Raw genomic sequence first — 23,664 nt, 5'->3', positions numbered from 1 at the left:
CCGCAACCACGACGGATCGGCTATGAACACGACAGCGTCAAGCAAACATCAGCGAGAACGGGCAGCGGGCGATAGGCCACGTTCGCTCCGCCGGCGGGGATGGCTCGCTTTGACGTCAAGTGTCCTGGTGAGCTTGCTTTGTGTTCCGGCATCGGCTCACCAGGCGCCGGCAGGCTGGCAGTATGACCCTTCCTGCTGCGCCGGGGTGGATTGCAACCAGGCGCCGCCTTCGGATGTGAAAGAGACGAAATACGGTTACCAGCTCTCGACCGGCGAGCTGATCCCCTATAGCGACCATCGCATCAAGCGATCGCGTGACGAATATTTCCACGAATGCAAGCCGGGCGGCGACAACAGATCCCAGCGCTCTTTCTGCCTTTACGTTCCGGACCGCGGGATGTGATCTGTAACGGCTCGACCGAAAGGCAGAAAGATAAAAAGCCCGCCCTCGCAAAGGCGGGCCCTCGAGGCCGTGCAAGAGGCCGATAGCTTACTTGTTGCAGTTCTGCATGTTGGACGTCGTATTGCCGCTGGCTGTGTTGTTGTCGATGTCATTGCCGGCGGCGTCCTTGCACCGGTCGTTTGCGCCGTTGGACTTAGTGCTGTTCGTGCTGTTGGTGGCGTTTGGATCGACCGTGCCGTTGCTGTTGCCCGTACCCGTTGCGCCGCCCGTGCCAGTGGTGCCTGTGGTAGCGCCGGTGCCGTTGGTGCCGTCCCCGTTGCCCGAGCCGCTCGTTTGCGCCATCGCGGAAGTCGCCAGGACAACTGCAAGAACGGATGCGGAAAGAAGTTTGATCATGGATGGATCTCCTGTTGATCGCCTGATTGCGATATAGTTCAACAAGAAATCAAACCGGATGTTCCGCTAAAACTTGTCGAAAACGCCCAACCGTTTATAAATTTCGTCTCTAGCAAAGAAGATACGCAATACAGTTTTGTAAGAATGGTTGCGAAGGTCTAGGAAGCTTATTTATTCGTTCGAATTTTCTGGCGGGGATTGATGCCACCTGCGTCGGTGGTGTCGTTCTCGACATCACCTTCGATTGTGTTCTCGCCATGCTCCAGCTCGTCGCCTTCCTTGATGGTACCCTTGGAGGTTCCAATGCCGGGATCATTGCTCATATCGGCATCGCTCGGTTTTTTCGATTTCGGGTGTTGGTTTCCGCTCATGGTCGTTCCTCGTTATGCCCTTCGAACCGGAAGCGGCGCAGAATGTTCCGGCGTCAGACGCCGAACGGATAAGTTTCCGGCATGCCTTCCGCGGCGTGTTCGGCTCCGAGCGGCGTGACCGCGCTGGTTTCATCGAACCAGACGAAGGCATCGAACTGACGCGCCAGCGAAGCGTCGGCATAGTGGCTGCGCAGTTCGGTTTCCGGCCGGTAGATCACGCCGATGAAGCGCTCCAGGCGGCTCTCGGTCAGCCGGTCGCGCAGCTTCGGGTCGCGTGCGAGGTCAAGCAGGAATCGCTCGATGCCTGCGTCGTGGCAGAGCCGCTCGTAGCTGTCCTCGCGCGATGGCCGCACCGACTTGACTTCCATCTCGCCGTCCCAGTCGGTCGCCGCGGCGACCGTGCCGGTGTGGGTGCCAAAGCCGATGAGCGCCGCGGCATCGCCGAACCGCTGCCGGCAGAGCTGGCCGATATTCACTTCCTCGCGCGAGACTCCCATTTCGGTGTAACGCGCATCGCCGATGTGGGAATTGTGTGCCCACACGATGGCTTTCGCGTTCGGGCTTTGCGCATCGAGCACATGGCCCAGCGTCTCGAACATATGCGTGTCACGCAGGTTCCAGGATTGCGGTCCGCCGTAATACATGGCGCGGTAATACTGCTCCGCCGAAGCGATGAGCCGGGCATTCTGCGCGGCGTCGAACAGTTCCTCGCCGTCCCGGCCGGCATGATCGAGTTGTCTCGCCAGCATGTCGCGGCACTGCTCGAGGACCGCTTTCTCGCATTCGCGGTAGCCCTTGGTCAGCGCGGCACGACCGTAGGTCGACGGTTCGGTCTGCCATGGCGTCAGGCAGCCATAGCGCTCCCGCGCAACCCTTGCCGCTTCCGGGTCGACGCGGTCAAGATACTCCAGGACGGCGGCGATCGAACCGCGCATGTTGTAGATGTCAAGGCCATAAAAGCCTGCTTGCGGCTGCAGTGCCTTGACCTTGTCATTGTGCTCGCGCAGCCATTCCACGAATGCCGCGACCTCGGTGTTGCGCCACATCCAGGTTGGAAAGCGCTGGAACGGCTGGTCGGCGCCAGGCGAGGCGCCTCGGCCGCGGACATAGCGGTCGATGGCCGCTGCATCGGGCCAGTCGGCCTCGACCGCGACGATGGTGAAGCCGTGCCTCTCGATCAGCCTTTTGGTGATTGCCGCGCGCGCCCGGTAGAATTCGGAGGTGCCGTGGCTGGATTCGCCGAGCAGGACGATCCGCCGGTCCGCGAAACGGTCGAACGGTTCGGCAAATGCAGGGTCGTCGAAGTCGGAAAGCGGCTCGGCGGCCGCCGCGATCATCTCCGGCAGGCTGCGCGTGCGCGCCTGCGGGGTCGTGCGGACAGTCGCTGGGCGGCTTTCCTCCCGCCAGCCCTGTTCGCCGATCAACGGGACGAAGCGCACCCCGCCGAAATCCTCCTCGCTGTAGGTCGATGCGCCGGTGCGTGTCACCTTGAGCAGCCGCTGCTCGTCGGGATCGTCGCCCACCGGGATGACCAACCTGCCGCCGACATCCAACTGCTGCTGCAATGCCAGCGGCGCCCCCGGCCCGCTCGCGGCCACCACGATGGCGTCGAAAGGTGCGGCTTCGGGCCAGCCTCTGGTGCCGTCGCCGATCCGCACTTCGATGTTGCCGTAGCCTAGTTTTTGAAAGCGTCGCCGTGCGTCCTCGGCCAGTGTCGCATGGCGTTCGATCGTGTAGACGTGGTCGACGATGCGGCTCATCACGGCGGCGGCATAGCCCGATCCTGTGCCGACCTCGAGCACATGATCGCCTGGGCCGATTTCCGCCATCTCCAGCATGAAGGCAACGATATAAGGCTGCGATATCGTCTGTCCTTCCGCGATCGGCAGCGGTCCGTCCTCGTAGGCGAATTCCTCGTAGCCTGGGTTCACGAAGACTTCACGCGGAACCTCTCGCATCGCTGCCAGGATTTCCCGATCATGGATGCCGCGCCGGCTGAGATGCACATCGACCATCCGACGACGCTCGCGGGAAAGATCGAGCATGTGAATGTCCTCCGTCCTATTCGCTAGCCTCCATCATCGTCTTGGCAGGATCGCGGGCGACGTTTTCCTCAATAAGGTCGCGACCCGGAGTCTGCGGCAGCGCCTTGCGAAAATTCTTGGCGTAGTCGAGCGGCATTTTCGGCGGCATCATCGGCTCATAGGCGTCGACGAGCGCCTCGATGATCACCGGCCCACTGGTGGCGAAAGCCTGGTCGAGCACGCGCTCGACCTCCTCCGCCCGCTCGATGCTGAAGCCTTTTCCGCCCATCGCCTCGGCGGCCTTGGCGAAATCGATCGGCTGCAGCTCGCAGCCGAATTGCGGGTTGCCAAGGAACATCATCTGCTCCCAGGCGATCTGATTCAGCATGTTGTTCTTGATGACCAGCACTTTCAGCGGGATACCGTAGCGCACCGCCGTGGAAAACTCGCCGAGCTGCATGGCTAGACCGCCATCGCCGACGATCGCCGCGACTGGACGGCCGGGAAAGGCAATGCCAGCGGCGATGGCATAGCTCAAACCGCAGGACATGGAGGCGAGCGCGCCGGAAACGCCGAAAGCCTGTCCCGCGCGGAGATCGACATGGCGCGCGGCAAGTTCCGTGTTCTGGCCGGAATCGGTCGCCAGCACCGTATTCTCGGCGAGGCGCTCGCCGAAGGCGCGCGCGACGCGCTGCGGCTTGAGCGGATGGGCCAAGCCATCTTCGGACTGCCGCATCATCTCGCGCCATTTCTGCATCGAGTTCTGCGCGGTCGCCAGAAATGCGCCGTCGCCCTTCTGCTGCAGCCGCTTGTTCAGGGCGCGCAAGGTCTCGGCCGCGTCGCCGACCAGACCGGCCTCGACCGGGAAGCGCAGGCCGATGCGCTGCGCATCGCAATCGATCTGCACGCCACGCGCTTTGCCAGGCTGCGGATAATATTCGATGTAAGGGAAGGTCGAGCCGACGATGAGGATGGCGTCGCACGTCTCCATCGCCTCCTGCGAAGGCAAGGTGCCCAGAATGCCGATGCCGCCCGTGGTGTAGGGATGATCGTCCGGCAGCACGGCTTTGCCAAGCAACGCCTTGGCGATCGGCGCCTGCAACAGCCGCGCCGTTTCCTCGAGTTCAGCCGCCGCGCCGATCGCTCCGCGCCCCGCAAGGATCGCCACGCGCCCGGCGTCGTTGAGAATGGCCGCTGCCTTGTCCAACTCCGCATCCTGCGCGACGCAGTGGGGGGCGAACATGTCCTGCGGTGTGTGCGCCGGGCGGTTGCGCTTGGATCGCTTGGCCGCGTCGGCGGGCTGCTCCTGGATATCGCTGGCGATCGAAAGATGCGCGACGCCCTTGCGGGCGAGCGCCGTGCGGCAGGCGAGGCTCGCCACGTTCTCCATATGCGCAGCGTCCGAGACCTGGACGTTGTAGACGCTGACGTCGTTGAAGACGCGAGTAAGATCGACATCCTGCTGCGTGAAAGTCTCGATCAGGTCATGGAACTGCATGCCGGTGATCGCCAGCACCGGCGCCTGGTCGAGCCTTGCGTCGTAGAGGCCGGTGAGAAGATGGGTGCCGCCGGGTCCGGACGTTGCGAGGCACACGCCGAGCCTGCCTGTCCATTTCGCGTAGGCGCAAGCCATGAACGCGGCCGACTCCTCGTGCCGCACTTGAACGAAAGAAATTTTGTCCTGGTTCTTGCGCAGCGCCTCCATGACGCCGTTGATGCCGTCGCCGGGCAATCCGAACACGACTTCGACGTTCCAGGCGATCAGGGTGTCGACAAGGATTTCGGCTGCATTGGGCATGGCGAGGCTCCGCTGTTGCCCCCCGAACCAGCAAGGTTGCCGTTGGTTCCCTTGCCGGTCGAGGTGGGTTGATGGCCTCAGAACAAACCGGTTGCACCACATTGGGCGGCCGCTTGGCACCGACGTGGAACAGCTTTCAACAGAACCCATCGTTCTGGCAGACCGCCGGCGGGGAACCTTATCTCCGCCAATAAGTTAATAGCTGGCGTTAACTTATGTTAGGACAAGGCAGTGACACGGAAGGCTGATGAAGTGCTCAGCCCAGAAGAGTTGTCTTCACGCACCAGGAGGGTGGAGCGCGAGATAACCCTGGCTTTGGATGCGTTTGCAGAACAGGACGCGCCTTCCCGAATGGTCGAACTGGCGCGAAAGCTCGACACCGCGATCGCGTTGCGTGCGCGCAAGTCCCGTCCGAATTGACTTTCAACCGACGACATCGCGCCGACCCGGAACAATTGGGGCCGGCATCTGTTCACCTGTGAAACTTTCCATGGGCGATCGGATGAAGAGCCTTATTCAAAGCCTGATAGCCGAATTCCTGCCGCGCTGGTGGCGCCGAAAATCTCGCATCCCGGCACCGAGAGACATGCTCGCCCGTGCATCCTCGCGGGCAACGCCGGACCATTCCCAGGCAAGCGGGCCCGGGGAAGGATCGGACGCCGTTCCAAGATAGCTCACGCCGGGACATGCCCCGCTGTACCGGCTGGAACATTCGCCCCGATTGCTCGTTCGGCAACATCATTTCAGCGAGCACAAGGGACACCGACAATGCCGAAGAAAGCTTCCCCGGCCGACACTACAGCCGTGGCTGAGATTCACGACCAGGAACTTGTCCGCGGCAATGGCGGCGAACTGCATCAGGTGGCCGAAGGCGAGGTCGAGGTGCAGACGACGGCGCTTGGCACGCCGATTGCGGATGACCACAACACGTTGAAGATCGGCGAACGCGGTCCCACGCTGATCGAGGATTTTCATTTCCGCGAAAAGATCTTCCATTTCGATCATGAGCGCATCCCCGAGCGCGTGGTCCATGCGCGCGGCTACGGAGTCCATGGCTTCTTCGAGACCTACGAGTCACTCGCCAAGTACACCAAAGCCGATATCTTCCAGCGGCCCGGCGAAAAGACACCCGCCTTCGTCCGTTTCTCGACGGTCGCCGGCAGCAAAGGGTCTTTCGACCTGGCGCGGGATGTGCGGGGTTTCGCCGTGAAACTCTACACCAAGGAGGGCAATTGGGACCTCGTCGGCAACAACATTCCGGTCTTCTTCATCCAGGATGCGATCAGGTTTCCGGATATGGTCCATGCGGTGAAGGAGGAGCCGGACCGGGCATTTCCGCAGGCCCAATCCGCGCACGACAATTTCTGGGATTTTATCTCGCTGACTCCGGAATCGATGCACATGATAATGTGGATCATGTCCGACCGCGCCATTCCCCGGTCGTTCCGGTTCATGCAGGGCTTCGGCGTGCACACGTTCCGTCTCGTCAACGCCAAGGATGAATCGACCTTCGTCAAATTCATCTGGAAGCCGAAGCTGGGCATGCAGTCGGTGGTCTGGAACGAGGCCGTGAAGATCAACGGCGCCGATCCCGATTTCCACCGCCGCGACCTCTGGAACGCCGTCCAGTCAGGAGATTTTCCGGAGTGGGAGCTGTGCGTGCAGCTCTTCGACCAGGATTTCGCCGACAGTTTCGACTTCGATATCCTCGATCCTACCAAGATCATTCCCGAGGAGGTCATCGAGCCGTTGCCGGTCGGCCGCCTTGTTCTCGATCGCATGCCGCAGAACTTCTTCGCCGAAACCGAGCAGGTCGCCTTCATGACGCAGAACGTGCCGCCGGGCATCGACTTCTCCAACGATCCCCTGCTGCAGGGACGCAACTTCTCCTATCTCGACACGCAGCTCAAACGCTTGGGCAGCCCCAACTTCACCCATCTTCCCATTAATGCGCCGAAATGCCCGTTCCATCATTTCCAGCAGGATGGTCACATGGCGATGCGCAACCCGGCCGGCCGCGCCAACTATCAGCCGAACTCCTGGGGCGAGGGCCCGCGTGAGTCGCCTAGCCAAGGCTTCCGGTCCTTTGCCGATGCGGAGGAGGGGCAGAAGGTCCGGCTAAGGGCGGAGAGCTTCGCCGATCACTACAGCCAGGCCCGCCAATTCTTCATCAGCCAGACCGAGCCCGAGCAGCGTCACATCGCGATGGCTTTGACATTCGAACTGAGCAAGGTCGAGACGCCGGTCATCCGCGAGCGGATGATCTCCCATCTGCTTAACATCGACGAGACGCTGGCGACCACAGTTGCCGACAAGCTCGGCATCAAGACAATGCCGGCGCCTGCCGACGCGGCTGTGCCGACACGCGATGACCTCGAGCCGTCGCCCGCGCTCAGCATCATCAACAACGGGCCGGACAGCTTCAAGGGTCGCAAGATCGGCGTGCTCGTCAGCGACGGCATCGATTCCGGCCTTCTGCAAGCGATAAGGGATGCGGCGCAAGCGGAAGGCGCCAAGGTGGAAATCGTGGCGCGCCGGGTGGGCGGTGTCGAAGCCGGCGATGGCAGCTGGATCGAAGCCAACCACATGATCGACGGCGGACCGTCGGTTCTTTTCGATACGGTCGTGCTGCTCGTTTCCCAGGAAGGCGCCGAGATGCTGTCCAGGGATGCTGCGGCAAAGGACTTCGTGTCCGACGCCTTTGCGCACCTGAAGTTCATTGGCTTCGTCGCGGGCGCCGGACCTCTGCTGGCAAGCGCCGGCGTGGCGGCCGACGCGGACGAGGGGCTCATCGAGCTCACAGGCGGCGGTTCCGCGCGCTCGTTCGTCGAGGCTTGCCGCAAGCTGCGGCTGTGGGCGAGGGAAGATGCCGTCAAACTCTGAGGTGTTCATCCGACCCGTTACCAGCGCAGGAATTTTACCGGAACATTTGGAGCGCCTGCCGGTTCGGGAGATGATCGCCCTCCCTCCAGCGATCCAGGGTCCCATCAAGGCCCAAGGCCCGTTGCCGCATGCAGGCAGCGGGCCTTCTTCATATGCGGATGTTCCGTTGCGGCGAGCCTCCCGATACCGGGCTCGACGGGAACAAGCGGGATGTCTTCCGGGTTTTTTTCGAGAGAGGGAACCGTCAACAGGAGGCCGCGATGAGCGAGGCTATGACGACCTCAAATCACGAAGTGATTCGAGCCTGGATCGAGGCGCGCGAGGGCAGGCCTGCCGTCGTCGCGGCGCAGGGCAAGGCCGCGACGCTGCGGGTCGATTTCGGCGAGGGCGATGAGGATCTTAGGCCGATCGAATGGGAAGATTTCTTCAAATTCCTGGACGACAACAACCTGGCGTTCGTCCACCAGGACATGACCGCAGAGGGCATCACCAGCCGCTTCAACAAATTCGTCCCGCGCGAGTAGCGATCAGGGAACTGAGGACATCGCCAGTTATTGAACGCCCGGCATCTTGCTGGCATCCTGAGGGTTCTTCGTGATGCCGGCTGCTGGCGAGGTGTCCTGCGGCGCATTCCCGCCCTGGTTTTGTTCGGGCGTGCGTTTCCATGGCGCCGAAGATGAGCCGCTGTCGACTTCAATGAAGGCCCAGTAGCAAAGCGCCATGACCACCAGCAACAGTAGCAGCGGCAAAAGCACCCGTCTCATGCCGAACTCCTGACGGGCTTTGCCGTTGCACCGCTGGCGCCGACCACGCTCATGCTTGCCGCCGCCGCTCGGCCTCGCGCTCGACATCGTCAGCCGAATAATCGCCGGCAGCCGGATCGAATTCTGCCCACCCGTCCGCTTGGTATTCGCTGCGGCGGTCGGCGATGTTGACCGACGCGGAGCTGCGGAGAACTTCACGGGCTTCCGAGGCGAGGTCGTCCTCGACGCGAGCCGTCACCAGCGTGCCGCCGCGGCGGACGCCTTCGGCATAGACATGCGCGTCTTGCTCCGGCACGCCGGCGTCGGTCAGGCTGCCGATAATGCGCCCGGCCGCGCCGCCGACAATCGCCCCGGCGACGGCGCCCGCGGCTGTCGCCGCCAGCCAGCCGGCCGCGACTACCGGCCCGACGCCCGGTATGGCCATGGCGCCAAGGCCTGTTGCCAGGCCGCCGGCGCCGCCCACGACCGCGCCGATGCCGGCGCCGCTGGCGGCATCCTCGGCTGCTGCAGATTGCGTGTTCCGGTACCAGCCGCGGGCATTGTTGGCCATGATGCTGATGTCGGATGACGGAACGCCGATGGACTCCAGCTCGCCCACGGCGTCAGCGGCGTCGTCATAGTCATCGAACAGGGCGGTGATCGTTTGCATGTCGGTTCTCCTGTCTATTGTTGGCCGGCAAACACGTTGCCCTGGTAGTCGAGCGCTACGGCAATGCCCTTGCCGTCCTTGGTCGCCTGGCCGCGCCAGATTCCCTGTTCGTCCTTGGCGAGCGCGGAGACGTCCGCATAGCCGGCATCCTGGATGCGCTCTTTCGCCTGCGCTTCCGTGAAGCTGTTCGCGCCGGGGACCGGAGCGGGTGGTTTGGGCGTCGATGCCGATTTGACCGCCGGCATGCTCGCGCTGGCGGCGGCGATCTTCTCGATCATGTCCTGATGCATCTTCAGCGTCGGCAGCGTCTCCGTCGCGAAGGATTTAAGGGCCGGATTGTCTCCATCCTTGGCGTAAGCCTCGAACAGGCCAACCGCGTCCGCATGCGCCTTGCGCTGCATCTCGACGTAAGGCTGGTCCACCGAGGCTGTCGTGCCCTGCAGCCGTTCCAGATCGCTCTTATGCTCGGCATCGGATTGCGTCGACACCTGCAGCTTCTGCTCGCCGGCGATCTTCTGCAATTTGGCGTTCGCGGCGCCGTGATCGGCGATCATCCGCTTGGCGAAATCCTTGATCTGCTGATCCTTCGCATTGTCCTGCGCAATCTTGCTCGAATCCACTTCGAACATCCCACCGATTGCAGCCTTGTTGACGAAGGTCTGCGCGTCCTCGGCCGCGAAGGCAGGAAGGGCAAGCATCAGCGCGGCGGTCGCCGATGGGATAAGGAATATCCGCATGCTCATGGGGCAAGGCTCCTTTGTCTTGGTGGCACCGAACCACCATTCCGGCCCTTTGTTCCCCAAGGACTTCGTTTCCTTGGCCCGATAGAATCGCCCGGCCGGCCGGGCGGATTTGGGTTGAATCCGCTCGGCACGAAGGTGCCTGGACGGCAAATCAGGCAGCGTCGGCCACTACGTGGCTCTGGCTCAGGCGAAATTGGAGAGCGAGGGTCGGCTTATCCTCGTCCACGATCTCGCCCTTCTTGACGATGCCGGTAATGGCAACAAACCTTGTAGTGGGCGAAACGTTCAAAGAAATTTTGCCGAGGAACGGCCAAAAAACATCATTTGTTATTGTGTCTTGTCAAATCGAGGCCGGCCAGCGCGAGCGCTTTTCGAAAAGCACGGCAAGCGCTTACCTTGATGGAACGGAGGACTTTAATCGGAGTTTAGCGGCAGACAACGCGATGGAGAAATCCAACATGGAATACACTGCCGAAAATCTTTGTCCTGAAATCGCCGAACGCGAACGATGCGCGGCCCTCGCCGAGGCGCAAGCGAGGGAGTTCGAACGCATCAAGATGTATCCGGTCGCACGCGCAATGCGTGCCCTGGCATGTCGCATCAAAGAGTCCAGCCTGACACAGGAATTCGACACGCGAACTGCATCTGGCAATATCGAGCGCGCCGCGGTGTGATGGCCTTGAGCGCGCTCTCACCGATCTCGGCGAAAGCCGTCCACATTTGCGTGGATATGCAGCAGATGTTCATGCCGCCCATGCCTTGGGCGGTCGAATGGCTGCCCGTGATCCTGCCACAAGTTCAGAGGCTGGTCCGCAAGCGACCCGAAGCCACCATCTTCACCAGGTTCATCCCCGCGCGGAATCCGGGCGAGGGCCACGGCCGATGGAGACAATATTATGAGCATTGGGCGGACATGACAATCGCAAGGGCGGGCAAGGAGGTGGTCGAACTTCTCCCCGAGCTTGCCGTCCATGTCCCACCGGCGCGCGTGTTCGACAAGCCGATCTATTCCCCGTGGCTGAGCGGCGAAATGGCTGGCGTGCTTCAGTCCGAAGGCGTCGAGGAAGTGATCGTCAGCGGCGGTGAAGCCGATATGTGCGTTTTGGCGACTCTGCTCGGATCTATCGATCTGGGCTATCGAACGATCCTCGCGGAGGACGCTATCTGCAGCGCCTCCGATGAGGCCTATGAGAACATCCTGAAGCTCTTCACCAAGCGGTACTCCCACCATGTCGAGGTAGCGCCGGTTGAGGCCATCCTCGAATGCTGGCGATAGTAGGGGAGGCGGCGCCCGAATAGCTGGCTCCTGTCTTTCGGAACATCTCGCCGCAATCTCAGTTCGGTTGGTGGCGGCGCGTTCTGCGTCCCGAATGCGCCGTCTTGGGCGTCAGGAGTCCCATCGAAAGGCTCGCCCGTTCATCCCCTTTGCGGGCGAGCCTTCCGTGGGTCCAAGGTTGGCGGGCCGTAATGGCGCTCGCGTCATGTCCTGAGTTTAAACAGCTGATTGAAAGAAGTAGTTCGGACGGAACGAAAGCGAGATCCAGGAATTAAATCCAAGCATTCGAACACTACTTATAGGAGGACGAAATGGGACGAGGTATTCTGCTCTGGCTGCTCGGCGTTCCAATTCCGATCATCATCCTTTTGATGCTTTTTGCACGTTAGGAGCCGACGATGACCTTTTCCACGGCGGACCAACCCGCAACGATTGAGACATCATCCTCCGCCGTCAATTGGGGACCGATCGTGGCCGGCGCTTTCGCGGCAGCCACTTTAACCGTCATCCTCATGCTTGTCGGTTCCGGACTCGGTTTGGCGATGATGCCGCCATGGGGAAGCCCGTCCCTGACGACGTTTGCGGTGTCGACCGCGGTTTGGCTCGTCATCGTGCAGTGGCTGTCGTCCGCATTGGGCGGCTACGTCGCCGGGCGGCTTCGCACGAAGTGGGTCAACGTCCACACCGACGAGGTGTATTTCCGCGACACCGCGCATGGATTCCTGGCCTGGGCTCTGGCCACGCTGCTGGTGGCTACGGTCCTCGGCTCGGCGGTGTCCGGAATTGCCGGGACAGGCGCCCAGGCGACGACCGGCTTGCTAAGCGGCGCTGCAGCCGGTGCGGCTTCGCAAGCGTCGTCGGCGCGAACGCCGTCCGCCAATGATCTCGCCGGCTATTTCGTGGACGCGCTCTTCCGGCCGGCAGGCAACGCAGCTGCTCCCGCACCTGCGGCGACGACGCCCCAGAACAACGCGGACACCGTAGCGCAGGCAGCACGCATACTGACAATCAGCGCTGCGAACGGCGAAATGAGCCCGGAAGACAAGGCGTATCTTGCCCAACTCGTGGCATCCCGCACGGGCCTCCCTCAGGCTGAGGCGCAGAAGCGGGTCGACCAGGTTCTGGCGCAGGTCGAGGATGCCAAGAACAAAGCCAAGGCCGCCGCCGACAAAGCTCGCAAGGCGAGCGCTACCGCTGCACTGGTTGGCGCGCTGTCGCTGGTGATCGGCGCGTTCATCGCTGCAGTCGCCGGAGTGCTTGGGGGCCGCCAAAGAGACGAGGACGAGGCGGGCTATTTGCGGAGCAACTGACACTCACTGCGACGTTTAATTGCGCCGCAATTGCCCATTCCCGGTCGCTTACCGCTGCCGAGGGATAAGGGCGCGAAGCGGGATGGCAGCCGTGAAATTGAGACCGCTCGGAGCGAACCGCAACTCCACCGTCGCTCCGAGCTCATAAGGTAAGGTCCGCTCGAGCACCTCGAATCCGAAGCCGCGCCGTTCGGTCTGTTTCAGATCGTCAACACCGCTCTCAGCCCATACGAAGCGAAGCAGATCTTCCTCCAAACGCCATTCGATATCGATGCGGCCACTCCGGCTCGAGCTTGCAAGCGCGCCGTATTTCAACGCGTTCGTTGCCAATTCGTGGATAGCCAGGCCGATCGTCTCGGCGGCCTTGGGGGCGAGCGCCAACGGCGGGCCCTCGATCGTCAGGTTGTCGCCCTCGCGGCCCCCGGCGGCGAGCAATTCGTCGGCGGCTATCGATGCCAGGTTGATCTCGATCGACGGGTGGCGTGTGATCGCCACCTGCACGCGGGCGAAAGCGTTGATGCGACCTTCCAGGTGAGCCGCGGCTTCCTCCAAGGATTCGCTTTTCTCCATCGTACGCCGCACGATCGACCGGATCACGGCCAGCGTGTTGCGCGTATGATGCTGCAATCCGGCGAAGCGAGCCTGCTGCTGTTCCTCGGCTTGTTTCTGGCGCGTGATGTCCTGGCCGACGCCACCGATATGAGCGACCTTTCCCGCCGCATCGCGCATCGGAAAGCCGGAATCGCGCAGCCAGCGTATCTCGTTGTCGGCCGGCCGGCATATTCGGTATTCGAAGGTTGCGCGTTCGCCGTCGCGTATGCACTCGATCTGGCCCAGCACATGCTCGCGATCCTCGGGCACGATAAGGTCGATCCAGGTGGCGAAGTTGTCGCCGGCCAAGGCCTTTTGGCGGCTCATCCCGTAAATGGCGCCGAAGGCGGGCGCCAGAAATTCCCACTGCAGCGTGTCTGCATTGCGGACCCAGAGCACGTCGGAAGTGGCGTCCGCGAAACCGCGCAGGACCTCTTCGCTTTCGCTCAGGTGGTCCTCGGCACGCGCGCGCCCGTGCAGTGCTGCTTTGACATCTGCCAGACCGGGTTCAAGCGGCTTGTTGGGCGGGCCCTTGGACATCACTCCTCGTTGGCATCGAGATGCCTGCCCTCGCGATCGAGATGCAGATAATTGGGATTGAACAGCGCGACGTCCTGCAATGCCTGGAGATTGGGAATGGTCAGTGTCCTGTCCTTCAGCACAATGAGGTTCGAACCGCGCAGCTCCTGCAGCGTACGATTGACGTGAACCGTCGACATGCCCAGCGTTTCGCCCAGTTCCGTCTGCGTCAACGGAAATTCGCAACTGCTGTCGCTTGTGCAGCCGGCGGCCTCCAGCCGGATGAACAGCTCGCACAACAGATGCGCCATCCGCTCGAGCGCATCGCGCTGGCCGAGGTTGACCGTCCACTCGCGCTGGATCGCCGCCGCGACCAGCGTCTCCCACCACAGCGCCTGAGTGATGCGCGGGTGCCCGATCATCATCTCGTCGAAGGCAGCGCGCGAAATCTCCGAGACCGAGACCGGCGTGATCGCGCCGATCGAATGGTCCATTTCCTTGAGGATGAAGACGTTGAGATCGCACAGATCGCCGGGGAGGAAGAAAGCAATGATCTGCCGGCGTCCGTCTTCGAGGGTCTTATAGCGGCAGGCCCAGCCCTCGTTGATGAGATTGATGAATTCAGGCTTCTCGCCTTCGTGGATGATGTCTTCTCGCGCGGCGAAGCGCCGGACACGGTGCGCCGCAATTCTGACCAGCATCTCCTTATCGGCCTGCGAAAGCCGCGTGAATTTCTCAAGCTTGCGGATCAGAGGTCGCCTCATCCCAGTCCTCTTGACCCGGTGATACACATAATGATGCGGCAGCGACCTTACCTATGTTAATGTAGGACTGCGTAAGACGTTTCAAATGGCTGCCTTCGGGAGGCTTGCCATGGACGAGAAAGTCGCCGGCGCTCGTGTTTTGGTGATGGAAGACGAGTATTTTCTGGCTGAAGATATCACAAAAGCCGTCTCGGGGCTTGGTCTGACGGTCATCGGTCCCTTCGCGACCAGCGATCAGGCCCTGAATTCCCTTGACCTGGATTGCGTCGATGCCGCCATACTTGACCTCGATCTGGCTGGCGCCATCGACTTTGCCGTGGCGGACGCACTCGTGGACAGGCGGATTCCATTCGTGTTCGCGACCGGCTACGACGCCGCCACCATTCCCCCGCGCTTTGCTGAGATTCGCAGGTTCGAAAAACCTTGCGACGCAACGGAACTGGCGCGCCACCTTCTGGAGATGACGCGCAAGCCGCTGCCAATCGATAGTGGTTGATACCAGACTAGACGGTCATCAAATCGAAGCTCACGGCATGGCCGTGCTTGACCGCCGATCGCGCGATCATGTTGCTCAATTGAGGGCTTTCAACCGAACAATCTGGCATGACGGTCAAGATGGCCCTCGTGGCCGCGGCCACAGACACCGGAGATCGGTGAGGGGAACGCGTTTCCATATAGTGGTCGATAAGTTCGTTCAGACGAACAGGATGATATTTGATCACGCCGCAACCTCCCTAAGCCGAGCTTTGTTTCTTGCCGAAGATGATTGCGCCGGTTCCGCGGTCGCGCATTAACGCATGTGAGGCAGGTGGAGATTCTTTCGGGTGGGTGGCCACGGAGCGATGCGAGAGAAAAAGCCTACCGCGCAGCTGGGGCCGCTGAAGCTCAATAGCGGGTGGCCGTTCACGAGGAACACAAAACCGCCAGCGCTTTTTTTGGCCACTGCGGTTCCCTTAGGATTTCCAGATCTAAGCTTTTGAACGGTGGCGCGACGGCTGCCTGCCGTCCCGCATCGCCAGAGCTCTGATGAATGCAATCGCCCCCACATCGCAGCCATGCCTTGATGGTCCGTTGGAACTGATGACTGCCCTGGCCTGCTGTAGGGTGATGCCGTATTTGTCCGCAAAGATTTGCGGGTCGTAGGCGTCCTTCCAATCCCCGATAGGCTTCATCGCAAGTCCTCTCTGCTGCAGCCACACCAACGTTGCGCCGGCCGGAAAGTTCAACCTCACGTGCAGCCGAACCAAAGTTGATGACCGCTTGGACTTAGATACAGAGGACGCGGCCGGCGGCCGGGTAGCGCTGCCGGCGAAGAGCGATGCGCCGTGGACGCTTAAGGCGTGGCGAGCAATTGCCAGGCGGAAATAGCGCCACCTCAGGTCTGGTCGCCGAGGAAAATCCTTGGATCTTTTGCGGCGGCGACGAAAGCCTGGCGCGCCACACGTGGCGCCTTTCCTGTGCTCTCACCTAGGCTGGGCCCGGCCTGCATTCCTGTGTCACGCAGGACGTCGCGGACCGGGCGTTTGCCTTGCAGGCGACAGAATCCCCTCGGTGAAACGTCGATCCTCATAGCGATCGAGCAATCCGGAGTGGATGGGATCAGCAAGGCTGCGAGACTTCATGTAGGCATGCGCCAGCGTGCCTGGCCCGTCCGCGAAAGGTTCGATCTCAATCAGAATGCGAAAGTTCCCGGGCTTGCCGATTGACTCGATGCGATCGAGCTTCGCCAGAGCGCCTTCATCCAAGGTATAAAGCTCGCCGCTGACATGAAGACCGCTTCCGGGCTCGTTGAACATCATCGGGGCGAAGCGTGACCCTGCGATCAGCATCGGATATCGCTTTTTGGTCCGGTAGGGACCGATAAATCGCGCACCGGACAGGCCTTCATCGTGGAGCGGAAAGCCTCTTTTCAAAGTGCCGAACACGAACACGTTCTCAGCCAATGGTCGCTTCGACATTCTCAATAACGGGTTTTGACGGTGGGACTCGGCTTGATCTTGCTTTGATTTCCAACCCTTGCGCCGCCACTATGTTCCAGCGCCGCAGAACACGGCGTCAGGGTTCCGAGCTTGGTCAATACGGCTTGCCGATCCAACCCAAGCCGCCGAAAACCCCGTAACGCCGTTCCGACTGCGGAACATTTGACCCTTTCACCGGTTAGCGCACCACCGGCGCCTCTGCTTGCGGGAGCATAGCCTTCGATCCGGGAAGGAAGATCAATGTCAGGCACCGTCTTGTGGTTCATCGTCGTCGCGGGCGGTCCGCTCATTCTCTTGCTCGTGATCGTCTACGTTCTCCTCACCCGCCGTCGCCGCGGACCGGCGGAGCGGCGCGAGAGCGACCGCGCAACCGAACGCCTGTACCGAGAGGAAGGCGACTAGCGCCTCCGTTCTGGCGAAGCTCGTCACAAAAAGCGTGACGTAGAGCGCGGAACAACGCCGGATTACCGCTGTTTATCGAAACATGGGAATGACGATCGAAAGCCGGAGCAACGGTTGATGGCCAATGACGAGTTGCCGGGAGTGCTGGCGACGCTGCCGGTTATCGATGCAAAGGCGGAGCCGACGCTGAAGAGCGCGGAGGCGGAAGCGTTCTACACGCATGCGATCCGCGAGCTCGCAGCCACCGACATTCCGTTTCTGGTTGCCGGGACCTACGCCGTCAGCGCCTATACGGGCGTCGTGCGCCAGACCAAGGACCTCGACATCTTCTGCAAGCCCGGCGACTGCCCACGCATCCTCACCCATTTCAAGGATATCGGCTACGCTGTCGAGATCGAGGACGACCGCTGGCTGGGCAAGGTCTTCGAGGGCCCGCATTTCTTCGACGTGATCTTTGCTTCCGCCAATGGGACCATGCAGGTCGAGGATCAGTGGCTGGAGCATGCCCGCCAGGTCGAGCTGCTTGGCAGCCGGGTCAGGATCATCGGTCCGACCGAGCTTATCTGGTCGAAATGCTTCATCCAGGACAGGGGCCGGCATGACGGCGCCGACATCGCCCATATGATTCTAAAAGCGCATGAGGAGATCGACTGGCAAAGATTGCTGTCCTATCTCGACACCCACTGGGAGGTGCTCCTGATGCAGTTACTGAATTTCAGATGGATCTATCCCAGCGAGCGTGACCACATCCCCGACTGGCTGCTTGACAATCTGCTCGACCGGCTCGCCAGGCAGCGGCAACTGCCTGCGCCGCGGATGAAGATCTGCCGCGGCCGGCTTTTGTCGCAGGTCGACTACGAAATCGACGTCAAGGAATGGGGCTTCGCAGGCGTCGGCGGCGTTGGAGAATTCCGCGATGGCTGAACAGAACAAGACGGACCGCAAAACGAACGGCAACGGCAAGGTCAAGATCGCCGCGATGGGCGATCTGCATGTTCAGGAAGATGCGCAACCTTCCTACCGCGACCTGTTCGGCGAGGTTTCTCGCGAAGCAGACGTCCTGGTGCTCACCGGAGACCTCACCAACCTCGGCAAGCCGAAGGAGGCCGAGCTTCTCGCAGAGGATTTGCGCGCCTGCTCGATTCCGGTGGTCGCGGTGCTCGGCAACCACGATTACGAATCCGGCTGCGTCGACCAGGTCGCGGCGACACTCCGTCACGCCGGTGTCCATCTCCTGGACGGGCAAGCGACGGAGCTCATGGATGTCGGCTTTGTCGGGGTCAAGGGTTTTGTCGGCGGCTTCGGCCCGAGAATGCTTGGCTCTTTCGGCGAGCCGGCGATCAAGGCCATGGTGGCCGAGAGCGTCAGCGAGGCCATGCGGCTCGAGAACGCCATGCGGCAGGTCCGCGCCAAGCGCACGCTGGTGGTGCTGCACTATGCGCCGATCGCGGAGACGGTCGCCGGCGAGCCGCCGGAAATCTTCCCATTCCTCGGATCATCCCGGCTTGCGGAAACGATCGACCGGTTCAAGGTGAGCGCGGTCGTGCACGGCCATGCCCATCGAGGCACCTTCGAAGGCCAGACCCCCGGCGGCGCCAAAGTCTACAATGTCGCCATGCACATTACGAAGCCGAGCGGCCGTCCCTACGCGCTGCTGGAAATCTGAACGGGCCGCTCTTTACAGTTCGTCGAAGCGGCTGCCTTCCTTGGAAGGGTCCTTCGATAGGACGCGTTCTTCTTCGTCATCAGGCAAGGCTTCATCGCTGTCCTGGTAGGGGTTGTCGTCATCTTCTTCCTGAAGGTCGCCTTCGGCTTCGGCATCATCCTGCGGGTCACCGTTCACCGCAACGCTGTCGGGCAGGATTCTGCCGCCCTCCAGAGCATCCCAGTCCTGCTGTTCGATGGTCGGCGCTTCGGTTTCGTCGGTCTTTGCCGGCCGCTGTTTGTCGCGCGGGTCCATAGCGTTCTCCATTGCTGAGCTTCGAGTGAAGAACCTTTCGCCGAAGCGGTTGTTCCGCTTCATATCCAATCAGGGAGGGTTGGCGCGGTTGCCCGGGAACAGCACGGCGCCCTGTGACTTATCGTGCGGAACCGGGAACTTTCATGCCTCGCCAGCTCGATCTCAGAAGCGGCACGCCTGTCTGGTCTGCCTATCGCTCACCCACGGTGCCGGCGGAACGCCTGACCCGAGATGCAAAGACCGACGTCCTGATCGTCGGCATGGGCATCAGCGGCGCGATGATGGCCGAAGCCTTGACCCGCGACGGCCACGCCGTCATTTGCATCGACAGGCGTGGGCCGTTGAAGGGCTCGACGGCCGCGACGACGGCGCTCGTCGAGTTCGAGATCGATCAACCGCTGACAAGGCTGTCCAGGATGATTGGAGGCGATGCCGCTCGGCAGGCCTGGCGGCGCTCGCGGCTGTCGCTGCTCAACCTGCGCGGGCGCATCGCGGAACTTGATATCCGCTGCCGGTCGTCGGAAACGCCGTCGCTTTATCTGGCCGGTGATCGGCTCGATGCGTCGGAACTGCGCCGCGAGACGGAAGCGCGTCGGGGAGCAGGCATTGAAGCGTCCTTCCTGGCACGAAAGAAGCTGAGAGAAGATTTCGGGATAGACCGCGCCGCAGCGATTCTGAGCCATGGCAATCTGGCGCTCGACCCACGCAAATTGACGTCCGGACTGCTTATGAGGGCGTTGCAACGCAAAGCGCGTTTCTATGCGCTGGCGGAAGTGATCGCGATCGAGGACAATCGCCTCGGCGTGACGGTGGTGACGCGCCACGGTCCGAGGATCCATGCTCGCCATCTTGTCCTTGCGACCGGCTACGAGCTGCTCGACATCGTTCCAAGGACCGGCCATCGCATCATCTCGACATGGGCGATTGCCACCCGGCCGCAGCCGGAAAACCTCTGGCCGCTCGCCGCCCTGATCTGGGAAGCTTCGGACCCTTATCTCTATCTCAGGGCGACATCCGATGGTCGCGTAATCTGCGGGGGCGAAGACGAGGAGTTCACGGACGAGGAACGGCGCGACGCCCTGACCGAGCAAAAGACGGACCGACTTGAGGAGAAGCTCGGCAAAATTTTCCCGCGACTCGACACGGCTGCGGAATTCGCCTGGACCGGCTCGTTCGGAGCCACCGACACCGGACTTCCGATTATCGGCAGCGTGCCCGGGCACCCGCGCGTTCATGCGGTGATGGGCTATGGCGGAAATGGAATCACGTTTTCACAGATCGCTTCGGAGATCGTTTGCGCATCCATCGCAGGGAGGGGGGACGCAGATGCAAATCTCTTCGCGTTCAAGACATGAGCCGCCGGGATGCCATGGCCGTGACCGGACTGGCCACCCCGGGCTACGCGATCTGCTCGAACGTGCACTGCTGCGGCGCCTTGTCCGCCCGCGCAGTAACGTCGTGCCATGCCGGAAGCGTCCCCCGGTACATGGTCGAAACGAACCTCGACGACCAGTTCCGGCTTCACCGGCTCCCATTCTCCGCTGCGCTCCGTGCTCCAGCGGCTCAGGCCGCCCGGTGCCTTGCCGGTGAAGCCCAGCCCACCTCGCAACGCCTCGAGCTTCGCCGTGAGCGCCGCGCGGTCTTCATTGGCGATGGTCGATGTGAAGCCGACATGATCGAGCTGCCCCTTATCGTTGTAGAGACCGAGCAGCAGCGATCCAACCTGTCGTTTGCCGTTCAGATAGCGGAAGCCACCGACCACGCATCGGCTGTGCGCAGCCGCTTGACCTTGACCATCGCGCGCTCGCCCGGCCGATATGGCTCGTTGAGCATCTTGGCGACGACACCATCGGTCGAGCCGTGGCCGGCGCCTTGCAGCCATTGCCTGGCGGTGACGCCCTGAGATCGACGGCCTTCCCGTCCTTGAAGGCAAGGCAGCGGAAGCCATCCCATTTCGGCTCGTATTGCCAGGGACCATTTCCCAACACTTCCGCCGTTCGCGCTTCCATCGGCGGCGTCTCCAACGGCAACGGGAAGTCGCTCCGGTGCGCCGCTACCATCGTTCTTCCGTGTCATGATGCGGCAGGTCGATGCCGCAGCAGACCCACCCGAGCCGCTGCGAAGAACCGTAATTGTGTCGTGGCTCAAGCCCGGACGGATCGTCAAAGGTCCCGATATGCATCGCGACTTCGTACGGGTTCGCGTCATAGGCAAGGGTAAGCGGCGTGCCGCAGGACCGGCAGAAGCTTCTCCGGGCGATCGGCGAGGAGCGGCGGTAGGCTGGTTCCGTGGTCAGCCATGAGAGATCGGCAACAGGCGCCCAACCAAGCACGGCGAAGGCGCTGCCAGTCGCCCGCCTACACATATCGCAATGGCAGTAATGCACGAGCGGCTCGCTCGTCAGGCGATAACGGATATTGCCGCACAGGCATCCGCCGTATCGCTCGACCGCGGCGTTTCGCGTAAAGACGTCCGGTTCTTCCATCAAGCTTGAACGCTTGATCGAGAATGCGGTTTCAGCAGCGCAGATTTCACGCGTCGAGATCGATCAGGGCGATGCCGAGTCCCGGTCGTTTCGTGCGCCGCAAATGGACGGGCGATTCCGTCACCGTGACCTCGAGTGTCGGCTTCACGACGCCTTCCAGTAGGTGCCCGCCACGGGTGGATCCGTCGCTCAGGCCCAGCACCGCATGCAGATGCAGGCTTGGCTTGCCGCTGTCGTCGACGGCAATGTCGCCGATCGCGCTCAGCACCTCGCACTGCTCGTCGACCGGAATGCTGCGGTAGGATTTCGAGCCGAAATCGAACCACCCAACCGCTGCTCTTTCGAAAGCGCCGATCGCCGTCAGCGAGGCGCCGGTGATTCCCTTCTGCCCCGCGAAAGCGGTGAGGGACGCAAAGGCTTCCTCGCCCGGATCGAGCACGACCACGAATATTCTCTGTCCCGAGGTTTCAGTGACCAGCTTCGATTTCATGATGCCCTTCGCATGCGGCGGCGGTTCGTGCGCAAAACTCACGGGCGGCACGCATGTTCCAACCCGCGGCGAAACCTGGAGCCGATCCATTTCCGGATGGCGAAGTCACGCTTCGGTGAAGTGGCGAAGTCTTTGGCTGGCAATTTGGAACATTGGCTCTGTTGAGAGGTTAGCGCACGACATCAGCTAGCCAGGAGCGAGCCCATGTCACAGCCCTCAGCCCCGTTCAACGATGGTCTCAGCCTCAGCCGAAGAAAGTTCATGGCAGGCACGGTCTCGGCGGCCGCGGCTGCGCCGTTGCTGGCTTCACGGGCCGAGGCCGCGACGCCGGTCACAGCCGAGCCGAAACTGAGGCAGCCGGTCGTGACGTCGCTCAGGATCAACAAGCAGGCCTATGAACTTTCGCTCGATACCAGGACCAGCCTGCTTGACGCCCTGCGCGACCATATCGGACTCACCGGCACCAAAAAGGGCTGCGACCACGGCCAGTGCGGCGCCTGCACAGTGCTGGTCGAAGGCAAGCGCTTGCTGTCTTGTCTGAGCTTCGCCGTGATGAACGATGGCAAGGACATCATGACGGTGGAAGGGCTCGCCTCAAGCGACGGCAGGCTGCATCCGATGCAGCAGGCCTTTATCGATCATGATGCCTTTCAGTGCGGCTACTGCACACCGGGCCAGATCATGTCGGCAATCGGCTGCGTCAATGAAGGTCATGCCGAATCCGAGAACGACATCCGCGAATATATGAGCGGCAACATCTGCCGCTGCGCTGCCTATCCCAATATCGTCGCCGCCATCCTGCAGGCACGCGAAGAGACGAAGGGAGCCTGACATGCGGCCCTTTGTCTATGAACAGCCTGCCGACATCTCCGCGGCGGTCGCGATCGCGTCCCGGTTCGCGACCAACGACGATCAACCCACGCGAGCAAATGCGCAGTTCATCGCCGGGGGGACCAACCTTGCCGACTACATGAAGCTCGGCGTCGCCGAGCCCAATCGCCTGCTTGATCTCAACCGGCTCAAGGAGTCTGGACTGCGGCAAATCCGGGTAACCGATGACGGCATCCGCTTCGGCGCCCTGGTGCGCATGGGCGAGGCTGCGGATCACCGCGAGGTCGAGGAGCGCTATCCCGTCATTGCCGACAGTTTGCGTTTGGCGGCAAGCGGCCAGATCCGCAACATGGCAAGCCTGGCCGGAAACATCCTGCAACGCACGCGCTGCGAATATTTCCGCGAGACGTCCTGGGCTTGCAACAAGCGTATGCCTGGCTCCGGCTGCGCGGCGATGCTAGGCTTCAACCGGCAGCATGCGGTTCTGGGGGCCAGCGAAGCCTGCATCGCCACCTACCATGGCGACTTCGCTCAGGCGTTGATCGCGCTCGATGCCGTGGTTCATGCCGAGGGATCGCGCGGGGCGCGCAGAATACCGTTCGCCAAATTGCATCGGCGGCCCGGCGACACCCCTCATATCGAAACTGATCTCGCCGCCGACGAGATCATCACCGCCATCGAGGTGCCGGCTCTGCCGTGGGGCCGGCGCTCGCTCTATCTGAAGATCCGTGACCGCGAATCCTATGCCTTTGCGCTGGCTTCGGCGGCCGTCGCGCTTGACCTCGATGGCGAGACTGTGCGCGAGGCGCGCATTGCGCTCGGCGGTGTGGCGACAGTGCCTTGGCGTGCCAGCACGGCCGAACAAAGCCTGCAAGGCAAGAAGCTCGATGAGACATCGGCAGAAGCGGCGGCCGACGCCGCCTTCGCTGAAGCCCAACCGCGCCAGCGCAATGCGTTCAAGGTCGAACTCGGCAAGCGAACGCTGGTGCGCGCGCTGCTTGAAACCCGTGACATGAAGGTGTGACC

Annotated in this window: 28 protein-coding genes and 1 pseudogene; 14 read left to right on the top strand and 15 right to left on the bottom strand. The window is 62.0% G+C overall.

The genetic code is table 11. From position 1 onward, the window contains the following. The first annotated feature begins 235 nt into the window (after positions 1-235). Positions 236-403, top strand: a complete 168-nt coding sequence (locus EN869_RS34750) for a hypothetical protein (protein ID WP_189384626.1) — start codon at positions 236-238, stop codon at positions 401-403. Positions 404-490: 87 nt separating this feature from the next. On the opposite strand, the gene EN869_RS09875 is transcribed toward EN869_RS34750, so the two are convergent. The 4 genes from EN869_RS09875 to EN869_RS09860 form a co-directional block, all read right to left on the bottom strand. Beyond that, positions 491-799: a hypothetical protein gene (locus EN869_RS09875; RefSeq protein WP_127225545.1), complete on the bottom strand. Its 309-nt coding sequence runs from the start codon at positions 797-799 to the stop codon at positions 491-493. A 167-nt stretch (positions 800-966) separates the two neighbouring features. After that, entirely contained in the window at positions 967-1,170 is a 204-nt protein-coding gene (locus tag EN869_RS09870) for a hypothetical protein (protein WP_127225546.1), read from the bottom strand. Between the two features lie 53 nt (positions 1,171-1,223). Beyond that, positions 1,224-3,215 (bottom strand): protein-L-isoaspartate(D-aspartate) O-methyltransferase, encoded by a 1,992-nt coding sequence (locus EN869_RS09865; RefSeq protein ID WP_127225547.1) that lies wholly within the window; start codon positions 3,213-3,215, stop codon positions 1,224-1,226. A gap of 16 nt (positions 3,216-3,231) precedes the next feature. Next, positions 3,232-4,992, bottom strand: coding sequence for a thiamine pyrophosphate-dependent enzyme (locus EN869_RS09860; protein WP_127225548.1), 1,761 nt, complete (start codon positions 4,990-4,992; stop codon positions 3,232-3,234). Between the two features lie 231 nt (positions 4,993-5,223). Between EN869_RS09860 and EN869_RS09855 the strand changes: the two genes are divergently transcribed. The 3 genes from EN869_RS09855 (at position 5,224) to EN869_RS09845 (ending at position 8,399) form a co-directional block, all read left to right on the top strand. Continuing rightward, entirely contained in the window at positions 5,224-5,412 is a 189-nt protein-coding gene (locus EN869_RS09855) for a hypothetical protein (RefSeq protein WP_127225549.1), read from the top strand. A 348-nt stretch (positions 5,413-5,760) separates the two neighbouring features. Then, the gene (locus EN869_RS09850) at positions 5,761-7,875 is read left to right on the top strand and encodes a catalase (RefSeq protein ID WP_127225550.1); all 2,115 of its coding nucleotides are present in this window, start codon (positions 5,761-5,763) and stop codon (positions 7,873-7,875) included. Between the two features lie 260 nt (positions 7,876-8,135). Then, positions 8,136-8,399 (top strand): hypothetical protein, encoded by a 264-nt coding sequence (locus EN869_RS09845; protein ID WP_127225551.1) that lies wholly within the window; start codon positions 8,136-8,138, stop codon positions 8,397-8,399. Positions 8,400-8,426: 27 nt separating this feature from the next. Here the strand turns inward: EN869_RS09845 and EN869_RS09840 are convergent, their stop codons facing one another. The 3 genes from EN869_RS09840 to EN869_RS09830 are packed head-to-tail and all read right to left on the bottom strand — an operon-like array spanning position 8,427 to position 10,031. Beyond that, entirely contained in the window at positions 8,427-8,639 is a 213-nt protein-coding gene (locus EN869_RS09840; RefSeq protein ID WP_127225552.1) for a hypothetical protein, read from the bottom strand. Between the two features lie 49 nt (positions 8,640-8,688). After that, complete coding sequence (locus tag EN869_RS09835; RefSeq protein WP_127225553.1) at positions 8,689-9,288, bottom strand: hypothetical protein; 600 nt, start codon at positions 9,286-9,288, stop codon at positions 8,689-8,691. A gap of 14 nt (positions 9,289-9,302) precedes the next feature. Further along, positions 9,303-10,031, bottom strand: coding sequence for a DUF4142 domain-containing protein (locus tag EN869_RS09830; protein WP_127225554.1), 729 nt, complete (start codon positions 10,029-10,031; stop codon positions 9,303-9,305). Between the two features lie 254 nt (positions 10,032-10,285). On the opposite strand from EN869_RS09830, the gene EN869_RS09825 reads away from it, so the two are divergent. The 3 genes from EN869_RS09825 (at position 10,286) to EN869_RS09815 (ending at position 12,617) form a co-directional block, all read left to right on the top strand. Continuing rightward, positions 10,286-10,705: a hypothetical protein gene (locus tag EN869_RS09825; RefSeq protein WP_127225555.1), complete on the top strand. Its 420-nt coding sequence runs from the start codon at positions 10,286-10,288 to the stop codon at positions 10,703-10,705. Then, entirely contained in the window at positions 10,705-11,307 is a 603-nt protein-coding gene (locus EN869_RS09820; protein WP_127225556.1) for an isochorismatase family cysteine hydrolase, read from the top strand. The genes EN869_RS09825 and EN869_RS09820 overlap by 1 nt, the downstream gene beginning before the upstream one ends. Positions 11,308-11,705: 398 nt before the next feature. After that, positions 11,706-12,617, top strand: a complete 912-nt coding sequence (locus EN869_RS09815; protein WP_127225557.1) for a hypothetical protein — start codon at positions 11,706-11,708, stop codon at positions 12,615-12,617. Positions 12,618-12,665: 48 nt separating this feature from the next. On the opposite strand, the gene EN869_RS09810 is transcribed toward EN869_RS09815, so the two are convergent. After that, entirely contained in the window at positions 12,666-13,748 is a 1,083-nt protein-coding gene (locus tag EN869_RS09810; RefSeq protein ID WP_127225558.1) for an HWE histidine kinase domain-containing protein, read from the bottom strand. Continuing rightward, positions 13,748-14,491: a Crp/Fnr family transcriptional regulator gene (locus EN869_RS09805; RefSeq protein ID WP_127225559.1), complete on the bottom strand. Its 744-nt coding sequence runs from the start codon at positions 14,489-14,491 to the stop codon at positions 13,748-13,750. Before EN869_RS09805 ends, EN869_RS09810 begins: the two co-directional genes overlap by 1 nt. Positions 14,492-14,600: 109 nt before the next feature. Between EN869_RS09805 and EN869_RS09800 the strand changes: the two genes are divergently transcribed. After that, a complete protein-coding gene (locus EN869_RS09800) occupies positions 14,601-14,987 on the top strand; it encodes a response regulator (RefSeq protein ID WP_245489410.1) in 387 nt (128 codons plus the stop codon). A gap of 7 nt (positions 14,988-14,994) precedes the next feature. Here the strand turns inward: EN869_RS09800 and EN869_RS09795 are convergent, their stop codons facing one another. Further along, a complete protein-coding gene (locus EN869_RS09795) occupies positions 14,995-15,213 on the bottom strand; it encodes a hypothetical protein (RefSeq protein WP_127225560.1) in 219 nt (72 codons plus the stop codon). 774 nt (positions 15,214-15,987) lie between these two features. Further along, positions 15,988-16,434: a gamma-glutamylcyclotransferase family protein gene (locus EN869_RS09790; RefSeq protein WP_245489409.1), complete on the bottom strand. Its 447-nt coding sequence runs from the start codon at positions 16,432-16,434 to the stop codon at positions 15,988-15,990. Between the two features lie 276 nt (positions 16,435-16,710). On the opposite strand from EN869_RS09790, the gene EN869_RS34350 reads away from it, so the two are divergent. The 3 genes from EN869_RS34350 (at position 16,711) to EN869_RS09780 (ending at position 18,538) form a co-directional block, all read left to right on the top strand. After that, positions 16,711-16,872, top strand: a complete 162-nt coding sequence (locus tag EN869_RS34350) for a hypothetical protein (protein ID WP_167498470.1) — start codon at positions 16,711-16,713, stop codon at positions 16,870-16,872. A 117-nt stretch (positions 16,873-16,989) separates the two neighbouring features. Continuing rightward, complete coding sequence (locus tag EN869_RS09785; RefSeq protein ID WP_127225562.1) at positions 16,990-17,796, top strand: nucleotidyltransferase; 807 nt, start codon at positions 16,990-16,992, stop codon at positions 17,794-17,796. After that, positions 17,789-18,538, top strand: coding sequence for a metallophosphoesterase (locus tag EN869_RS09780; RefSeq protein WP_127225563.1), 750 nt, complete (start codon positions 17,789-17,791; stop codon positions 18,536-18,538). The genes EN869_RS09785 and EN869_RS09780 overlap by 8 nt, the downstream gene beginning before the upstream one ends. A gap of 12 nt (positions 18,539-18,550) precedes the next feature. Here EN869_RS09780 and EN869_RS09775 read toward each other — a convergent pair whose 3' ends face one another. Further along, positions 18,551-18,832, bottom strand: coding sequence for a hypothetical protein (locus tag EN869_RS09775; RefSeq protein ID WP_127225564.1), 282 nt, complete (start codon positions 18,830-18,832; stop codon positions 18,551-18,553). A 143-nt stretch (positions 18,833-18,975) separates the two neighbouring features. Between EN869_RS09775 and EN869_RS09770 the strand changes: the two genes are divergently transcribed. Beyond that, on the top strand, positions 18,976-20,187 hold the full coding sequence (locus EN869_RS09770; RefSeq protein WP_127225565.1) for an FAD-binding oxidoreductase: 1,212 nt from the start codon (positions 18,976-18,978) through the stop codon (positions 20,185-20,187). 43 nt (positions 20,188-20,230) lie between these two features. On the opposite strand, the pseudogene EN869_RS09765 reads toward EN869_RS09770, so the two are convergent. The 3 genes and pseudogenes from EN869_RS09765 to EN869_RS09755 all read right to left on the bottom strand — a co-directional run bounded on the left by EN869_RS09765 (position 20,231) and on the right by EN869_RS09755 (position 21,807). Continuing rightward, a pseudogene (locus EN869_RS09765) lies at positions 20,231-20,892 on the bottom strand (hypothetical protein). After that, a complete protein-coding gene (locus tag EN869_RS09760; RefSeq protein ID WP_127225566.1) occupies positions 20,886-21,317 on the bottom strand; it encodes a GFA family protein in 432 nt (143 codons plus the stop codon). The pseudogene EN869_RS09765 and the gene EN869_RS09760 overlap by 7 nt, the downstream one beginning before the upstream one ends. A gap of 46 nt (positions 21,318-21,363) precedes the next feature. Continuing rightward, positions 21,364-21,807 carry a PPC domain-containing DNA-binding protein gene (locus EN869_RS09755; RefSeq protein WP_127225567.1) on the bottom strand — a complete coding sequence of 148 codons (444 nt, stop codon included), beginning with the start codon at positions 21,805-21,807 and terminating at the stop codon, positions 21,364-21,366. Between the two features lie 204 nt (positions 21,808-22,011). On the opposite strand from EN869_RS09755, the gene EN869_RS09750 reads away from it, so the two are divergent. Continuing rightward, positions 22,012-22,638, top strand: coding sequence for a (2Fe-2S)-binding protein (locus tag EN869_RS09750; protein WP_127225568.1), 627 nt, complete (start codon positions 22,012-22,014; stop codon positions 22,636-22,638). Between the two features lies 1 nt (position 22,639). After that, entirely contained in the window at positions 22,640-23,662 is a 1,023-nt protein-coding gene (locus tag EN869_RS09745; protein ID WP_127225569.1) for a xanthine dehydrogenase family protein subunit M, read from the top strand. Positions 23,663-23,664 lie beyond the last annotated feature (2 nt).

It is taken from the genome of Mesorhizobium sp. M2D.F.Ca.ET.226.01.1.1, assembly GCF_004022705.2.
Lineage (GTDB): Bacteria > Pseudomonadota > Alphaproteobacteria > Rhizobiales > Rhizobiaceae > Mesorhizobium.
This window is presented reverse-complemented; position numbering and strand designations above follow the sequence as displayed.

Excerpts from the sequence above, each read along its gene's own strand:
- EN869_RS09840 (WP_127225552.1), bottom strand. The coding sequence starts at position 8,639 with ATGAGACGGGTGCTTTTGCCGCTGCTACTGTTGCTGGTGGTCATGGCG.
- EN869_RS09820 (WP_127225556.1), top strand. The coding sequence starts at position 10,705 with ATGGCCTTGAGCGCGCTCTCACCGATCTCGGCGAAAGCCGTCCACATT.
- EN869_RS09850 (WP_127225550.1), top strand. The coding sequence starts at position 5,761 with ATGCCGAAGAAAGCTTCCCCGGCCGACACTACAGCCGTGGCTGAGATT.
- EN869_RS34350 (WP_167498470.1), top strand. The coding sequence starts at position 16,711 with ATGTCAGGCACCGTCTTGTGGTTCATCGTCGTCGCGGGCGGTCCGCTC.
- EN869_RS09875 (WP_127225545.1), bottom strand. The coding sequence starts at position 799 with ATGATCAAACTTCTTTCCGCATCCGTTCTTGCAGTTGTCCTGGCGACT.
- EN869_RS09755 (WP_127225567.1), bottom strand. The coding sequence starts at position 21,807 with ATGAAATCGAAGCTGGTCACTGAAACCTCGGGACAGAGAATATTCGTG.
- EN869_RS09770 (WP_127225565.1), top strand. The coding sequence starts at position 18,976 with ATGCCTCGCCAGCTCGATCTCAGAAGCGGCACGCCTGTCTGGTCTGCC.
- EN869_RS09815 (WP_127225557.1), top strand. The coding sequence starts at position 11,706 with ATGACCTTTTCCACGGCGGACCAACCCGCAACGATTGAGACATCATCC.
- EN869_RS09800 (WP_245489410.1), top strand. The coding sequence starts at position 14,601 with ATGGACGAGAAAGTCGCCGGCGCTCGTGTTTTGGTGATGGAAGACGAG.
- EN869_RS09865 (WP_127225547.1), bottom strand. The coding sequence starts at position 3,215 with ATGCTCGATCTTTCCCGCGAGCGTCGTCGGATGGTCGATGTGCATCTC.
- EN869_RS09775 (WP_127225564.1), bottom strand. The coding sequence starts at position 18,832 with ATGGACCCGCGCGACAAACAGCGGCCGGCAAAGACCGACGAAACCGAA.
- EN869_RS09845 (WP_127225551.1), top strand. The coding sequence starts at position 8,136 with ATGAGCGAGGCTATGACGACCTCAAATCACGAAGTGATTCGAGCCTGG.
- EN869_RS09810 (WP_127225558.1), bottom strand. The coding sequence starts at position 13,748 with ATGTCCAAGGGCCCGCCCAACAAGCCGCTTGAACCCGGTCTGGCAGAT.
- EN869_RS09830 (WP_127225554.1), bottom strand. The coding sequence starts at position 10,031 with ATGAGCATGCGGATATTCCTTATCCCATCGGCGACCGCCGCGCTGATG.
- EN869_RS09805 (WP_127225559.1), bottom strand. The coding sequence starts at position 14,491 with ATGAGGCGACCTCTGATCCGCAAGCTTGAGAAATTCACGCGGCTTTCG.
- EN869_RS09745 (WP_127225569.1), top strand. The coding sequence starts at position 22,640 with ATGCGGCCCTTTGTCTATGAACAGCCTGCCGACATCTCCGCGGCGGTC.
- EN869_RS09750 (WP_127225568.1), top strand. The coding sequence starts at position 22,012 with ATGTCACAGCCCTCAGCCCCGTTCAACGATGGTCTCAGCCTCAGCCGA.
- EN869_RS09760 (WP_127225566.1), bottom strand. The coding sequence starts at position 21,317 with ATGGAAGAACCGGACGTCTTTACGCGAAACGCCGCGGTCGAGCGATAC.
- EN869_RS09780 (WP_127225563.1), top strand. The coding sequence starts at position 17,789 with ATGGCTGAACAGAACAAGACGGACCGCAAAACGAACGGCAACGGCAAG.
- EN869_RS09870 (WP_127225546.1), bottom strand. The coding sequence starts at position 1,170 with ATGAGCGGAAACCAACACCCGAAATCGAAAAAACCGAGCGATGCCGAT.
- EN869_RS09860 (WP_127225548.1), bottom strand. The coding sequence starts at position 4,992 with ATGCCCAATGCAGCCGAAATCCTTGTCGACACCCTGATCGCCTGGAAC.
- EN869_RS09825 (WP_127225555.1), top strand. The coding sequence starts at position 10,286 with ATGGCAACAAACCTTGTAGTGGGCGAAACGTTCAAAGAAATTTTGCCG.
- EN869_RS09835 (WP_127225553.1), bottom strand. The coding sequence starts at position 9,288 with ATGCAAACGATCACCGCCCTGTTCGATGACTATGACGACGCCGCTGAC.
- EN869_RS09785 (WP_127225562.1), top strand. The coding sequence starts at position 16,990 with ATGGCCAATGACGAGTTGCCGGGAGTGCTGGCGACGCTGCCGGTTATC.